A 14,136-nucleotide genomic window follows, 5' to 3' on the forward strand; every position below is an offset into this window, starting at 1 on the left:
GCCTCACCGCAGCTGCGCCCAGAACCGTGTGACGACCAGGACGGCGACCGTGACGACCCACAGCACGACCGGTACGGAGTGGTAGCGGATCAGGACCGCGACGACGTTGCTACCGCCGGGGCGCGACCAGGAGTGGTGCAGGTTCCGCAGCGTCACGTACCAGAAGATCGTCATGGTCACGACCCACACGACCATGCAGTACGGGCAGACGGCGCCGATCCGGTAGAGCGTGACGAAGATCAGGACGTGTACGAACGCAGCCCCGAAGCCCGCCCCGGCCTGCAGCCCCATCCAGAACCACGGCCGTGGCCGCGCGCCGGCGGCCAGGACGGCCCCCGTCGTCAGGACGATGGCGAACCCGGCGATCCCGATCATCGAGTTGGGGAAGCCGAACATCGACGCCTGTGCGGACCGCATCACCGACCCGCAGCTCACGACGGCCCCGAGGTCGCAGCTCGGAACGTAGTCTGCGTCGGAGACCGCCCTGGTCCGTTCGACGGTGAGCACGATCGATGCGACGAGCCCGATCGCGCCGCCGATCAGGAGCACGGCCGGGAGCAGCCGGGGGAACAGGTCGGCGGGCTGGTGGGCGGCCGACCTGCCTTCCCCGGGCTCCACCCGGAGCATCACGACGCCGCTCCCCCGCCGGCGAGCGCGGCGTCGATCGCCGATCGCAGGTCCTGCACCGTCTGCGGGCGCAGGCGGTTGCCGTCGAGGAAGAAGGACGGTGTGCCCGCGACCCCGAGCGTCGTCCCGTCCGCGACGTCGGCCCGCACCCGGTCCAGGGTCGTCGGCGCGGCGTAGGCGCGGTCCCAGGCGGGCATGTCCAGGCCGAGCTCCGCGGCGTAGCCGCGGAAGACGTCGTCCTTGGGTTCCTGCTGCTCGCCCCACTCCGTCTGCCGCTCGAACATGACGGTGTACATCTGCTCGAACCGGCCCTGCTGGGCGGCGGCCTCGACGGCGCGGGCGGCGCGCTCGGCGTTCGTGTGGTTGGGCAGCGGGAAGTAGCGGACGACGAACGTGACCCGGTCGCCGTAGTCCCGGCGCAGCTGCTCGACGGTGGGGAACAGCGCACCGCAGGCCTCGCACTCGAAGTCCAGGAACTCGACGAACGTGACGCGTCCCCCACCGCCGTCGGACAGGCGCCTGCTGTCGGGCCGCGCGGCAATGGCTGCGGCCTGCGCCCGGTCGACGGTCGCCGTGGGTGGAGCGGCCTGCGTCGCCGTCACGGTCTCGGCCGGGGAACGGTCGGGCAGCAACGCCCACACCAGGGCGGCGACGAGCGCGACGGCGACGACGATCCCGACCGACACTTTCGCGTTGCGCGTCATCGGACCTGCACCTCGTCCCCGACCTGGAGGTCGGCGAAGAAGGCCTTGGCGTCGGCCATCGTCAGCTTCACGCAGCCGGCCGACGGGGTCTTCTGCCCGCCCTGATGGAAGGCGATGCCACCGGGGGCGAAGAAGACCGAGTAGGGCATCGGGGACCCGTACTCGCGGCTCGTGTACTTCTCGGCCTTCCACTCGACCTTGAAGGTGCCGGTGGGCGTCGGGGTGGCGACATCGCCGTCGACGAAGGTCACCGCACGGGTGACGACGCCGTCGCGGATCAGCCAGGCGTTGTGCGTCGTCAGGTCGACGCAGGCGCGGGCCGACGTCGTGCACGGGGTACCTGCGACGACGCCCGCGGGCGTGCCCCCGGCCGGGGGGACGTAGGGCGTGCGACCCGACGGGACCCCGGCGACGGCGACGCCGGCGAGACCGGCGAGGAGCGCGACCGAGGCGGCCACGACGAACGGGGCGCGACGACGACGCGGGGACGGGTCGGAGTTACGCGAGGACCAGTGGTGGTCGGCCATGGTGGGGCTCGATTCATGTCATGGGAGTGCGCCGATCGGCACATCACGGCCGCGGCGCAGGGCGCGAGCTGCGGAACCACGACCGTCCGCACGGGTGCCGGCGCGTTGCAGCGCGGGATCAGGCGGGGTCGGTCGGGGTGGGGACGATCAGCGCCGACTGACGCAGAGCTCGGTGCACAGCGCGACGCCGCTGACGGCGGCGACGGGCTCGGACCGGTCCGCCTCATCCGGGACCGACATGTCGGCGCACCTGGCGGACACCGACACGAGGGCCGGCTCGACGACCACAACCGTGCCCGCGGAGAACCGCGAGGAGAGGGTGCCCGGCGACTCGTGGACCGACCGACGGTCGTCCGGGCACGAGGGAGGGACGGCTCCTGCAGGGTCCGCGGCCAGCCGGTCCCCGTGCTCCGGATCGGCGAACGCCGCGGCGTGCAGCGACAGCGGAGCGGACACCGCGGCACCTGCGGTGGGAGTGACCCCGACGGCACCGACGGTCGCCGAGTCCTGCGACGCCATGTGAGTCAGAAGGGTGACCACCAGCAGCAACAGCATGGCGAGGGTGACGTTGCGGCGAACGGCCACGTCACCCTCCCTCGTGTCTCGTGGGGGAAACATCCACTTCGATCCCGTCCGGCGCATGCTACCGAGAAGCCGGGAACGCCCCCGACGCCCCTCGCATGGTTCCGTGACCCACTCGTGATCCCACGGTGCCCGTTTCGTACTATCCGCCGGAACCGGTCCCACTCGCACGCTCCCCGTGGACCGACCTCGACCGGAAGACGGATGGGACGACACCGCCGCACCCGACTCGGACCCCGGCAGCACCTCGGCGCGCTCGCCGTGGGTGCCGCCTCCGTTGCGCTGCCCGTCGCGTCGGCTCTCGTCGGCGGACTCCCGACCTCGGACGACGGCGGCGACGTCGCCGCGCGCTGGGCGCCGGTCGCCATGACGGACAGCCAGGAACGACATCCGGCGACGGGGACGACACCGGTCCGCGCCGTCGCCGCGGTCGAGGCACACGAGCCGGTCGAGGTGGAGTCATTGACGAAGGCGACGCGGATCGCCGACCGGGTCGCCCGAGTCGCGGCCCTGCGCGAGGCGGCGGCGGCGCAGGGCTCGCCCGGGGTCGCGGTGACGTCGTCGGGCCGGGTTTTCGCGCTCCCGACCACGGGGCGACTGACATCGGCCGCCGGGCCTCGGTGGGGCACGACGCACTACGGGCTCGACATCGCCAACGCGATCGGGACGCCCGTGTTCGCGGTCAGCGACGGTGTCGTCGTCGACTCGGGGCCGGCCTCCGGATTCGGGCTGTGGGTGCGGATCCGCCATCCCGACGGCAGTCTCAGCGTCTACGGCCACATCGACCGCAGCCTGGTGACGGTCGGCCGCCAGGTCCGCGCCGGCGACCGGATCGCGTTGATGGGCAACCGGGGCCAGTCGACCGGACCGCACCTGCACCTGGAGATCTGGTCCGCAGACGGGAGCCGCCTCGACCCGGCGACCTGGCTCACCCGGCGTGGCCTCGCGACCGACGGCTGGGGCACCCTCGGGTGAAGCGGACGGTCGGGACCATTACCGTGATCCCGGCGTTCTATCCGGCGTAGAAGCAAGCCCACGATCACGAACGGAGGCGGGCGAATGGACACGCTCGTGGCCACGGCCGCCTCCCCCACCCTCCCCCGTCGCGGTCGGTGGGTCGTCGCGATCGTCGTGGCGCTGCTCGTCGCGTGCGTCGGGATGCTGGGCACCGAGGCCGCTGCATCGACGCCGGCCGGGATCGTCGGCGGACACCATGTCGTGCACGACCTGCACTGCGAACCGTTCACCGCGATCGCGGCGACCGCGCAGGTCGAGGTGACACCGGACGCCGTCCCGAGCGACGCCGTCGTCCGGGATGCCGCTGCGTGCGGGCCGGCCGTCGCCGTCGCGCTCGGAATCCCCGCAGCGGGCCCCCATGGCAGGGACCTGCTCGTCGAGATCGGCGTCGACCGGAACTAGGCCGCTCGACCGGAGCCGTCCCGACCCGCGTCGCGGCGGCCCGTCAGCGTCCCGTTCCCGCGCCCTCCGGCGCCTTCTCCGCGTGGCACCGACCCCAGGTCACGACCTGCCGCGCACGGAAACGAGCCCGCCACCGTGACACCCCCTGTCCTCATCGCTGCGTCGGCCGACGGCAGTTCCGCCGGCATCACCCCGTGGCCCCTGATCATCGTCGTCGGGACCATCGTGGTGCTCTCCCTGCTGATCGTGTGGGCGCAGCACACGACGCCCGCGGCCGCCGAACCCGAAGACGAAGCCATGTCCGGCACCACCTCGCCCACAGACGACGCCGCCGGGCGCGACGAGACCTCGACATGATCACCGCTCTCGTGGCGGCCGCCGACATCCCGGCAGCTCCACTCGGGTGGGACAACGCCTTCTCGACGTGGACGCTGCCCTGGTGGCAGCTGGCCGTGCTCACGGTCGCCGGGGCCGCGTACCTCGTCGGCGTCGCGACGCTGCGGCGCAAGGGGATTCCATGGCAGCGCGGGCGCATCGTGTTGTGGTTCGTCGGCCTCGCCATGATCGGACTGTCGGCGGCGTCGGCGATCGGCGTCTACGACCGGGCGTCGTTCGCGATGAGCGCGGTGCAGCACATGGTGCTGCAGATGATCGCGCCCGCACCGCTGGGGCTGGCCGCGCCGGTGACTCTCGCGCTGCGCGCGACGACGGGCCGGCCCCGTCGGACGCTCCTGCGCCTGTTGCACAGCCGCTACATCGCCGTCGTGACCCATCCGCTGGTCGCGTACGCCCTGTTCGTCGTGACGCCGTTCGTCCTGATCTACAGCTCACTGTTCGACATCGGGCTGACCGACGACGTCGTGCACGACCTGACGCACGTCCACTTCGTCCTCGTCGGCGCGCTGCTGTACTGGCCCTTGCTGGGCGTGGACCCGCTGCCCAACCCGCTGCCGTTCGTGATGCGGCTGCTGCTCGTCGTGGGGCTCGGTCCGGCGCACATCGTCCTGGGCATCCCGATCATGTTGCGCGACAGCCTGTTGGCCCCCGGGTTCTTCCTCGACGTCGCCGCACGCTGGGGCAACGACGCGCTCGCCGACCAGAAGGCCGGCGGCGGACTGCTGTGGATCTTCGGCGACGTCGTCGTGCTCTTCCTGCTCGGCGGGCTGTTCAGTCAGTGGAACCGCAGCGAGAAGCGCGAGCAGCGCCGCATCGACCGCCACCTCGACCGGCTCCACGGCGACGCCGCGACGACCCCGCCCTGGTGGCTCACCTCCGAGACGACTCCCGCGACCGACACCACTGATCAGAAGGAGCTTGATCCCCGATGACCTCCACCCACCGCCACGCCTGGCTCCGTCGCACGTCGGCGGTTCTCGTCCTTGCCGCGGCGACCGTGTTCGGCACGGCGACACCGGCGCTCGCGCACGACGAGCTGCGCAGCGCGACCCCCGCGCAGGGCGCCACGCTCACCACCGCACCCGACACCGCGCGCCTGCAGTTCAGCGCCGCGCTGGACCCCCAGTTCGTGTCGACGGCCGTCACCACTCCCGACGGTCGCCGCTGGGAAGCCGGAGCGACGCGCGTCGAGGGCTCGACCGTCGTCGTGCCGCTGCAGACGGCTGTCCCCGCAGGCACCTACACAGTCGCCTACCGGGTGACGTCCCAGGACGGCCACCCGATCACGGGCGGGCTGACCTACCAGGTCACGACGAGTTCGGAGGTGACGACGACGCCGTCGGCGGCGGCTGCGCCGACGACGGCCCAGGCAGCGCCACTCACGCCCGCCGCCGAGAGCCAGGACCGCGGAATGCCGGTGTGGCCCTGGCTCCTCGGCGCCGTCCTGCTGCTCTTGGCCGCCGCCGGGGTCATCATCCGGCGGGTGGCTCGCTGACGGGCTCGGCGTTGTGACCCGGAGAGGAGTGGTCCGGAGTGGAGTGACGCTGTGCGTAGAGGACGGCGACCCTGTCCGGGAACCGGCCGCGGGCGGTGACCTGGAGCCCTTGCTCCAGGGCCCACTGCCGGATCGCGCTGGTCCGTCGACGCCGTGCCGCGCTGGGCCGCTGCGTCGAGGCCTCGCGCTCGAGTTGGCGACCCGCCGCCACGTAGCGCGCGAGCAGGAGCCGCAGCGCGCTCGCGTTCGTCACGCTCAGGTCGATCTCGTACTCGTCGCCGTCCAGGGAGAACAGCACCGTCTCGTCGGCGGCGGTGCCGTCGAGATCATCGACCGTCCTCGTAATGGTGTCGCGGACCATCAGGCGTCCACGTACCGGCGTCGCCGCACGGCACGGGCGAGCTCACGCAGCGCCGGCTGGCTCACCGTCCGCACCAGCCGCCGTGCGGGACTGACCAGCACCGCCCAGGCCCGCACGGTCCGGGCTGCATGCCGCACGCCGTGAGCCCGGACCTTCCGGTAGCCGGTCAGGCCGTAGCCCACCGGACCGATGGGAACGAACCCGGCCCGCCTCAGCTCGAACAGCGGGCGCAGAGCGTCGGTGTAGAGGTGCCAGGCGGTCCCCGCGGCGGGTGCGCGGATGTCGAAGTTCGCCACCAGGACCCCGTCCGGGCCGAGCGCCGCATGCAACTGCCGACACGTCTCGTAGACGTCGGGGACGTGCGCGAGGGTGTCGATCGCCGTGACGACGTCGTATGCGCCGGCAGGTAGGCCGCGGTCGTGCAGGTCCAGGTGGGTGATGGTCTCGTCGCGACGGGTGTGGCGGTGGCGGGCGAAGTCGAGCAGCGTCGACGACAGGTCGGCTGACGTACTCGTCCAGCCCGAGCGGGCGAACAGCTGGCTGGTGATGCCGATGCCCGAGCCGAAGTCGAGATGGCGACGGCCGGGGGCGTGCTGCTGGGCGAAGCGCAACGCCATGACGTTCGAGGCGTCCGCGCGACCCTCGGCCTGCAGGTAGGCCCACCAGCTCAGATCGAAGCTCCACGACTGGGTCGTGCGGTAGAAGGCGACGCGCCCGACGTCGCTGTCCGACGCCCCGCTGCGCGTCCACTCCTCGACGCTGAGCTGCTCCCATCCCAGACAGGTGTCGCGGGCCTCATCGGCCGAGATCGCGTGAAACGTGGCGAGATCGTCGAGGATCGAGTCGCGGACCGACAGCTCGCCCAGCCTCAGGGCAGCCCGGAAGGTCTCCATCTCGGGCGAGGCGTAGGCGTCGCGCTGGCGCTCACCCCAGTCGACGGTGTCGACCGGCGGCAGGTCCGCCGGGTCGAGGTAGACGCCCTGCTCACCCTGCGGGGCGGCGTCGTGCATGGCCTGCCAGAGGCGCAGTCGCACCGCGGCGACGAGCGGGCGCCTCGTCCGGCGGCGCCGGGCCGGCGGTGCGGGTGAGGTCGACGGCAGGGACTCGGTCGGTGACGGGGGCTGGGTCGATGACGAGGGGTGGGTCGTCGGCATGGTGGGCTCCAGGTCTCGCGAGCCCGCACCGGAGCGGCCGAGGGCCGCCGCGTCAGGTGGGCACGGGCTCGCGGAGTGAAACGGGCACGGGGACCATCTGCCGACGGGGCGGAGCCCGCCCCGACCACGCCCGCGGGAACCTGCGGCACGTCGCTGCGGATCGCGCACGCCGCGGTCGCGCCTCGGTGTCGACGACGACCGCGCGGCCCGGCCCGGCCAGCATCCGGTGGGCGCGAGTGATCACGGCGTCCCACAGCACGCGGGCGACGGCGACGACGCCCGTGTGAACGAGGGCCCCGGCCAGCACCAACCCGACGGGCGGCGCGCCGTGGTGCGCATCGAGGTGGGTGAGCGTCTCGAGGCCTGCGAAGACCGCAGGGGCGACGACCGTCGCCAGGCCCGGCTCGCGTCGTGGCCCGCCGGGGTGGCGGGCAGAGGCTGCGATGACGACCGTCGACAGCACGACGAGCCCGAGGGTGGCGACGACGAGCGGCCCCAGGGGGCCGCCGTATCCCCCGCCGACGGCGGGCGTGACGAGGCCTGCAGCCAGAAGGCGGTGGGTCAGAAGATGGCTGACCCCCCACAACGCCGCCGCAGCGACGACCGCGCCGGCGAGTGCCGTTCCGCGCGACCGCTGCTCCTTCACCTCACCAGCGTGCCGGGTCGACGGCAATCTCTTGGTAAGTCGCAGGCAAAACCTGGGAGGGGTTCTCCCTACCTCACCCCGGGTGTTCACCCCGGCCAACCCGGGGGAACAACCCATGCCCACCAGCACACGAAACGGGCAAAATATTCCTCACACGACGGAGCGACCGAAACACCGGAAGCGCCGACAGGAGCCACACAACCCGAAACGACCCGAAAACGGAGCCCCTCCAATGTTCAAGAGCACCTGCCCCTCCAAGAACCGCGACCACGACAACGACAAGTGGAACGACGGCGGCTACGGCGGCAAGCACCACGACAACGACAAGTGGGGCGGCTACGGCGGCAAGCACGACAAGAACAACGACCACGACAAGTGGAACGACAACAACTGGGACAACGACAAGTACGGCTGCCACGACTCCAAGAACGACCACTACGACGACAAGTGGAACGACGACTACAACAAGTGGGACGACAAGAACGACAAGTACGGCTGCCACGACAACCAGTACGACCACAACAACTACAACAACTGACCCGCAACGATCGCGGGGCGACGCCCGTGGGGGGCGTCCCACCCCGATCGGCCGGCACCGCGGACGACGACGGCTCGTGGGGGGCTCTCGTCGTCGCGCCACGGCGAACGCGGCCGAAGAGTGTGCGCCCGGGCTGGGCCTGCCCGGGCGCACACTCGTGTCCGGGCTCAGCTCCCGACGATCAGCAGCTGCACGAGCAGGAACGCGTTGAGCACCACGATCACCGCGGCGACGGCCACGGCGGCGACCGTCGTCCAGCGGTTGTTGACGAACGAGCCCATGAGGTCGCGGCGCCGTGTGAACAGCACCAGCGGGATCAGCGCGAACGGGATTCCGAACGACAGCACCACCTGGGACCAGACGAGCGCCTCGGTCGGGTTGACGCCGAGCCCCAGGACGAGCAGCGCCGGGGCGAGCGTGAGCGCGCGGCGCAGCATGATGGGGATGCGGCGCCGGATGAAGCCCTGCATGACGACCTGGCCCGCGTAGGTGCCGACCCCTGACGACGCGAACCCCGACGCGAGCAGCGCCACCGCGAAGGCCGTCGCCGCCCAGCCGTCGACCGTGGTGCCCAACGCGGTGAAGACCCCCTCGATGGTGTCGGTGTCGGTGTCGGGGATGGCCGTGCCCGCGAACGCGACCGCGGCGATCAGCAGCATCGAGGCGTTCACGATGCCGGCGGTGCCCATGCCGACGAAGACGTCGAGCCGGGTGGTGCGCAGGATGAATCGCTGCTGCTCCACCCCGGAGGCGCGCAGCCGACGCTGGGTGAGCGCCGAGTGCAGGTAGATGACGTGCGGCATGACGGTCGCGCCGAGCATGCCCGTCGCGAGCAGCAGGCTGTCGGTGCCGTCGAAGCGTGGCACGAGGCCGGTGACCGCTTCGCCCGGAACTCCGGTGCGCCCCAGCGTGTAGAGCAGCCCGACGAGCACGATCATGAACAGCAGCAGGACGGCTCGTTCGAACGGGCGGTGTCCGCGGCTCTGCAGGGCGAGCAGCCCGAACGCGACCACCCCGGTGATCAGACCGCCGGTGAACAGCGGGATGCCGAACAGCAGGTACAGCGCGACGGCACCGCCGATGACCTCGGCGAGATCGGTCGCGATGGCGACGATCTCCGCCTGCACCCACATCCCCCAGCTGACCGGACGTCGGAACCGCTCCCGGCAGAGCTCGGCCAGGTTGCGTCCTGTGGCGAGGCCCAGCTTCGCCGACAGGTTCTGGATCAGCATCGCCAGGACGTTCGCCGCGATCACGACCCACAGCAGCAGGTAGCCGTAGCGGCTGCCCGCAGCGAAGTTCGTCGCGAAGTTGCCGGGGTCGATGTAGGCGATCGCGGCGACGAACGCCGGGCCGGCGACCATCAGCCGCCCACGCCACCCGAGCCCGCGCAACGGGTCGCCCTCGGCGAGCGGCCGGCCGGCGACCACCCCGGTCGCCGCCTCCTGGTCAGCCACGTCGCACCTGTCCGGACTGGTCGGAAGTCGACGTGTCGTCGCAGCAAGCGCAGTCGTCGGCGCTGTCGGCGGGCCGCGCCGGGCCGCGCGCGACGACGTCGAGGGTGAGCGGTACCGCGGCGCTCCGGGGGATCTCCGGCTGCGGGTCGACGCAGCACGAGCAGCCGTCACCGCAGGTCGCGGCCCCGGAACCAGTCGGGGTGGCGGACGCGCGCGGCGCGGGGGCACAGCAGTCGTCGACGACCGGCGCCGCGGCCACCGACACGTGGTGACGCGCCGCCACGACCGGCGCGGCCGTCAACCCCGGTAGCGCGCGCATCCGGGCGGCACGGATTGCGTTGAGGATGACCAGGACCTCGGCGGCCTCGTGCACCACGACGACCACGGTCAACCCCAGCACACCGAACGCGGCCAACGGGATCAGCGACCCGATGATCAGCAGCGAGAAGCCGACGTTCTGCAGCATGATCGTCCGCGCCCGGCGCGCGTGCGCGAGATTCTGCGGCAGGTGCCGCAGGTCCTCCCCCATCAGCGCGACGTCGGCGGTCTCGATCGCGACGTCGGTCCCCATGGCGCCCATGGCGATCCCGACGTCGGCGGTGGCGAGCGCGGGGGCGTCGTTGACGCCGTCGCCCACCATCGCGATCCCCCGACCGGCCGCGACCGTCGACAACAGGTCCGCCTTGTCCTCCGGACGCAGCTCGGCATGAACGATGCTGATCCCCGCCTGCCGGGCGAGCATCTCCGCCGTGCGCCGGTTGTCCCCGGTCAGCATGGCCACATCGATCCCCAGCTCCCGGATCCGCGTCACGGCCTCCGCGGCCTCCGGGCGCAGCTCGTCGCGGACCGCAACAGCCCCGACGAGCTCTGCATCCCGCTCGACCAGGACGACGGTCGCACCCTGGGCCTGGAGCTGTTCGACCTGCTCGGTCAGCGGCCCGGCCTCGATCCACCCCGGCTTACCCAGCCGCAGCTCACTGCCGTCTCGGCGACCGGTGATGCCGTGACCGGGAACGGCGACGACGTCGTCAGCGACGACAGGACCCACGTTCCACCCAGCCGCGGCGTCGAGGATCGCCCGCGCGAGCGGGTGCTCGCTGCGGACCTCCAGCGCGGCGGCGAGCGCCACGACCTCGTCCTTGCCGACGCCCGGCACCGCCAGCACATCGACGACCTGCGGCCGGTTGCGGGTGAGCGTGCCCGTCTTGTCCAGCGCGACGGCCCGGACGCGGCCGAGCTCCTCCAACGCCGCGCCACCCTTGACCAGCGCGCCGTGCCGGCTCGACGCCCCGACCGCGGCCACGACCGTCAGCGGCACGGAGATGGCCAGCGCGCACGGCGACGCGGCGACCAGCACGACCAGCGCCCGCTCCAGCCACACCCCCGGATCGCCCAGCAGCGACCCGACCCCCGCGACGAGCGCGGCCAGCACCATGATCGCGGGCACCAGCGGCCGCGCGACACGGTCGGCCAGCCGTTGCCCGGCGCCCTTGCGTTCCTGCGCCTCCTCGACGACGTGCACGATCCGCGCCAGCGAGCTGTCCGACGCGAGTGCGGTGACCTCCACCTCGACCGCGCCACCGCCGTTGATCGTCCCGGCGAACAGCTCGTCGCCGGGCCCGGCCTCCCGCGGCACCGACTCACCGGTGATGGCCGAGGTGTCCAGGCTGGTCCGCCCGGTGCGGACCACGCCGTCGGTCGCCGCGCGCTCGCCGGGACGCAGCACGAGCAGATCCCCGACGACGAGCTCGTCGGGCGCGACGACGACCTCTCGCCCCTCCCGGATCACCGACGCCGTTGGCGGGACGAGCCCGAGCAGCGCCCGCAGGCTGCGCCGGGTGCGGGTGATCGCGTAGTGCTCCAGGCCCTCGGCGATCGAGAACAGGATGCCCAGCAGCGCGGCCTCGGGCACCTGGCCGAGCGCGACCGCACCGACCGCGGCGATCGTCATCAGGGTGCCGACGCCGATCCGTCCGTGCCGAAGGTTGCGCAGCGCGCCGGGGACGAACGTCCAGGCCGCGACGGCCGCCGCGACCAGCTCGACTCCCAGGACCAGCGGACGCGGCCCGCCACCGAGGTCGACGAGCCACGCGGCCCCGAGCAGCACCGCGGCCGCCGCCGCGAACTGCAGCTCACGCACCTGCCAGAGGTGCCCGGGTCCTTGGTCGAGGTCCTGCTCGGGGGCGCAGCAGACGTCAGACACGGTCGGCCTTCCCGACCAGCCGCGGGTCCTCGACGTCGAGCAGCACCGACACGAGCAGCCGGCCCCGGTCGGTCAGCCGGTACATGACCATCCGGCCGTCCTTGCGGGACGCGACGAGACCTGCCGTCCGCAGCTGACGCAGATGGTGCGAGACCAGGGCCTGTGACGCGCCGACGACCCACGCCATGTCGCACACGCACAGCTCGTCGCCGACCAGCAGCGCCATCGCGATCCGCAGCCGCGTCGGCTCACCCATAGCCCGCGCGTGACCGGCCGCGGACTCCACGTCGTCCACCCCCGGCACCGCGGCCCGGATCCGTTCCGCGTGCGGCAGGTCGAGGCACAGCAGCTCGCAGGCGTCGTCGTTCACCATGCGAACACACTAACGTTCGTTGATATGTCGAGTCGATACCGCTTCGCCGCTGGACTCGACGCCTGTCGCGCCGCTACGATTCATGCATGTTGACGCATGTGTTTGAACGACGGAGCCGGTGATGGGCCACGGACACGGGCACGGGCACGGAACCCCGGGCGCGACGGCCGGCGCAGGCTACGTCCGGCGCCTCGGGCTGGCGCTCGGGCTGACCGCGGCCTACATGGTCGTGCAGGTCGTCGTGGGCGTGACCAGCGGCTCCCTGGCCCTGCTCTCCGACGCCGCACACATGGGCACCGACGTGCTCGGTCTGGGGCTGGCGCTGGCGGCGGTCGTCCTGGCGAACCGCCCCGCGGCGTCGCAGCGCACCTACGGCAACTACCGGCTCGAGGTCCTCGCCGCAGTGATCAACGGCCTGCTGCTGCTCGGGGCCGCGGCGTACGTGTTCGTCGAGGCGATCCGGCGCATCGCCGACCCCACCGAGGTCGCCGGCGTGCCGGTGCTGATCGCTGCCGTGTTCGGCCTCGCCGTCAACGTCGTGAGCATGCGACTGCTCGCCCGCGGCGCGCAGGACAGCCTCAACGTCAATGGCGCCTACCTCGAGGTGCTCGCCGACATGGTCGGCTCGATCGGTGTCATCGTCGCCGCGCTCGTCGTCTGGCTCACCGGCTGGATGTACGCCGACACCCTGATCGCCGCCGGGATCGGGCTCTTCATCCTCCCCCGCACCTACGTCCTCATGCGGCACGCGCTGCGGATCCTCATGGAGGCGGCGCCTCCGGGTGTCGACGTCGACGCGGTCGCCCGCCGCCTGCGCGCGATCGACGGCGTCGCCGACGTCCACCAGCTCCACATCTGGACGATCACGTCCGGGATGGAAGCCGCGAGCGCGCACGTCCTCGTCGACTCCGACGACCGGATCCACCCGGTCCTCGACGAGGCGCGCGCGGTCCTGGCCGACGTCGGCGTCACCCGCAGCACCGTCCAGGTCGAACCCATGTCACACACCGACGACTCGGTCGCCGACGTCGGGAGCAGAGAACCAGCCACCCGCTGACGTGAGTCCCGCTCCTGGCGTCGCGACCGGCGGTGAACTGTCGGTGCCCGGCCGCACACTGCGTCCATGTCGAGGCTGCGCAGACTCCCGGACTGGGTCGGGCACCCACTGCCGGCCGTCGCCGACGCCGAGTCGATCCTGCTTGTGATCTTCGACGAGACGAGGGCGCCGCAGGCGCTGGGGTCCTGGGTGAGCTTGGCGTGGCTCGGAGCTGAGGAGGGCCCCGACACGACTGGCCCTTTTCGCCGAGAGGCTCCGACCGAGCTGGCAGCCTGGGCAGCGATGTCGGTGGCCGGCTCGGTTGCCGATGCCGAGTTGTATCCGGCTCCCTCCTGGTGGGCTACGCGAGGCATCGCCCGGCCAGATCGGATGAGTCGACAGGAGTGGGAGGAGCGGACCGGTAGCACCTGGGAGCGGCACTATGCGCGGGGCGTCGCAGTGGCGCTGGGCTGGGTGACCGGGGAGCTCATCGACCCCAGGGCGATGTGTCCGACGCTGAACGGCGGTGCCGAACGGATCTCGTCGCTGGACCGCGAGCGGTACCGCACCCAGCTGCACCGAGTCGCTGCAGGGACAGCAGTCCGGTGACGATCTGCT

At 72.1% G+C, this 14,136-nt stretch carries 18 protein-coding genes; 8 read left to right on the plus strand and 10 right to left on the minus strand.

Annotated elements, in window-relative coordinates:
- Positions 1 to 3: 3 nt before the first annotated feature.
- The 4 genes from PSED_RS21940 to PSED_RS21955 all read right to left on the minus strand — a co-directional run bounded on the left by PSED_RS21940 (position 4) and on the right by PSED_RS21955 (position 2,443).
- Complete coding sequence (locus PSED_RS21940) at positions 4 to 627, minus strand: vitamin K epoxide reductase family protein (RefSeq protein ID WP_013676434.1); 624 nt, start codon at positions 625 to 627, stop codon at positions 4 to 6.
- Entirely contained in the window at positions 627 to 1,331 is a 705-nt protein-coding gene (locus tag PSED_RS21945; protein ID WP_013676435.1) for a DsbA family protein, read from the minus strand. The genes PSED_RS21940 and PSED_RS21945 overlap by 1 nt, the downstream gene beginning before the upstream one ends.
- Positions 1,328 to 1,858, minus strand: coding sequence for a L,D-transpeptidase (locus PSED_RS21950; RefSeq protein WP_013676436.1), 531 nt, complete (start codon positions 1,856 to 1,858; stop codon positions 1,328 to 1,330). Before PSED_RS21950 ends, PSED_RS21945 begins: the two co-directional genes overlap by 4 nt.
- A 147-nt stretch (positions 1,859 to 2,005) precedes the next feature.
- Entirely contained in the window at positions 2,006 to 2,443 is a 438-nt protein-coding gene (locus PSED_RS21955; protein WP_013676437.1) for a hypothetical protein, read from the minus strand.
- Positions 2,444 to 2,644: 201 nt separating this feature from the next.
- Here PSED_RS21955 and PSED_RS21960 point away from each other — a divergent pair, with 201 nt between their 5' ends.
- The 5 genes from PSED_RS21960 (at position 2,645) to PSED_RS21980 (ending at position 5,750) form a co-directional block, all read left to right on the plus strand.
- Entirely contained in the window at positions 2,645 to 3,415 is a 771-nt protein-coding gene (locus PSED_RS21960; RefSeq protein ID WP_013676438.1) for a M23 family metallopeptidase, read from the plus strand.
- 84 nt (positions 3,416 to 3,499) lie between these two features.
- On the plus strand, positions 3,500 to 3,859 hold the full coding sequence (locus PSED_RS21965; protein ID WP_013676439.1) for a hypothetical protein: 360 nt from the start codon (positions 3,500 to 3,502) through the stop codon (positions 3,857 to 3,859).
- 135 nt (positions 3,860 to 3,994) lie between these two features.
- Entirely contained in the window at positions 3,995 to 4,216 is a 222-nt protein-coding gene (locus tag PSED_RS21970; protein ID WP_013676440.1) for a hypothetical protein, read from the plus strand.
- Positions 4,213 to 5,187, plus strand: a complete 975-nt coding sequence (locus PSED_RS21975; RefSeq protein ID WP_013676441.1) for a cytochrome c oxidase assembly protein — start codon at positions 4,213 to 4,215, stop codon at positions 5,185 to 5,187. Before PSED_RS21970 ends, PSED_RS21975 begins: the two co-directional genes overlap by 4 nt.
- Entirely contained in the window at positions 5,184 to 5,750 is a 567-nt protein-coding gene (locus PSED_RS21980; RefSeq protein ID WP_013676442.1) for a copper resistance CopC family protein, read from the plus strand. The genes PSED_RS21975 and PSED_RS21980 overlap by 4 nt, the downstream gene beginning before the upstream one ends.
- Here PSED_RS21980 and PSED_RS21985 read toward each other — a convergent pair.
- The 3 genes from PSED_RS21985 to PSED_RS21995 all read right to left on the minus strand — a co-directional run bounded on the left by PSED_RS21985 (position 5,728) and on the right by PSED_RS21995 (position 7,911).
- Positions 5,728 to 6,111 (minus strand): histone-like nucleoid-structuring protein Lsr2, encoded by a 384-nt coding sequence (locus tag PSED_RS21985; RefSeq protein WP_013676443.1) that lies wholly within the window; start codon positions 6,109 to 6,111, stop codon positions 5,728 to 5,730. The genes PSED_RS21980 and PSED_RS21985 overlap by 23 nt on opposite strands.
- Positions 6,111 to 7,145: a class I SAM-dependent methyltransferase gene (locus PSED_RS21990; RefSeq protein WP_233899104.1), complete on the minus strand. Its 1,035-nt coding sequence runs from the start codon at positions 7,143 to 7,145 to the stop codon at positions 6,111 to 6,113. Before PSED_RS21990 ends, PSED_RS21985 begins: the two co-directional genes overlap by 1 nt.
- 172 nt (positions 7,146 to 7,317) lie before the next feature.
- The gene (locus tag PSED_RS21995; protein ID WP_013676445.1) at positions 7,318 to 7,911 is read right to left on the minus strand and encodes a hypothetical protein; all 594 of its coding nucleotides are present in this window, start codon (positions 7,909 to 7,911) and stop codon (positions 7,318 to 7,320) included.
- A gap of 232 nt (positions 7,912 to 8,143) precedes the next feature.
- Between PSED_RS21995 and PSED_RS22000 the strand changes: the two genes are divergently transcribed.
- Entirely contained in the window at positions 8,144 to 8,449 is a 306-nt protein-coding gene (locus tag PSED_RS22000) for a hypothetical protein (RefSeq protein ID WP_013676446.1), read from the plus strand.
- A 167-nt stretch (positions 8,450 to 8,616) separates the two neighbouring features.
- Here the strand turns inward: PSED_RS22000 and PSED_RS22005 are convergent, their stop codons facing one another.
- From PSED_RS22005 to PSED_RS22015, 3 genes are read right to left on the minus strand one after another with little or no spacing between them, the layout of a single operon-like run.
- Positions 8,617 to 9,906 (minus strand): Nramp family divalent metal transporter, encoded by a 1,290-nt coding sequence (locus tag PSED_RS22005; protein ID WP_013676447.1) that lies wholly within the window; start codon positions 9,904 to 9,906, stop codon positions 8,617 to 8,619.
- Positions 9,899 to 12,109, minus strand: coding sequence for a heavy metal translocating P-type ATPase (locus PSED_RS22010; RefSeq protein ID WP_013676448.1), 2,211 nt, complete (start codon positions 12,107 to 12,109; stop codon positions 9,899 to 9,901). Before PSED_RS22010 ends, PSED_RS22005 begins: the two co-directional genes overlap by 8 nt.
- Positions 12,102 to 12,482, minus strand: coding sequence for an ArsR/SmtB family transcription factor (locus PSED_RS22015; RefSeq protein ID WP_013676449.1), 381 nt, complete (start codon positions 12,480 to 12,482; stop codon positions 12,102 to 12,104). The genes PSED_RS22010 and PSED_RS22015 overlap by 8 nt, the downstream gene beginning before the upstream one ends.
- A gap of 121 nt (positions 12,483 to 12,603) precedes the next feature.
- On the opposite strand from PSED_RS22015, the gene PSED_RS22020 reads away from it, so the two are divergent.
- Both PSED_RS22020 and PSED_RS22025 read left to right on the plus strand, forming a co-directional pair.
- Positions 12,604 to 13,539, plus strand: coding sequence for a cation diffusion facilitator family transporter (locus PSED_RS22020; RefSeq protein ID WP_013676450.1), 936 nt, complete (start codon positions 12,604 to 12,606; stop codon positions 13,537 to 13,539).
- Positions 13,540 to 13,605: 66 nt separating this feature from the next.
- Positions 13,606 to 14,127, plus strand: a complete 522-nt coding sequence (locus tag PSED_RS22025) for a hypothetical protein (RefSeq protein ID WP_013676451.1) — start codon at positions 13,606 to 13,608, stop codon at positions 14,125 to 14,127.
- Positions 14,128 to 14,136: the final 9 nt, after the last annotated feature.

Origin of the sequence: Pseudonocardia benzenivorans CB1190 (assembly GCF_000196675.2) — a bacterium.
GTDB lineage: Bacteria > Actinomycetota > Actinomycetes > Mycobacteriales > Pseudonocardiaceae > Pseudonocardia > Pseudonocardia benzenivorans.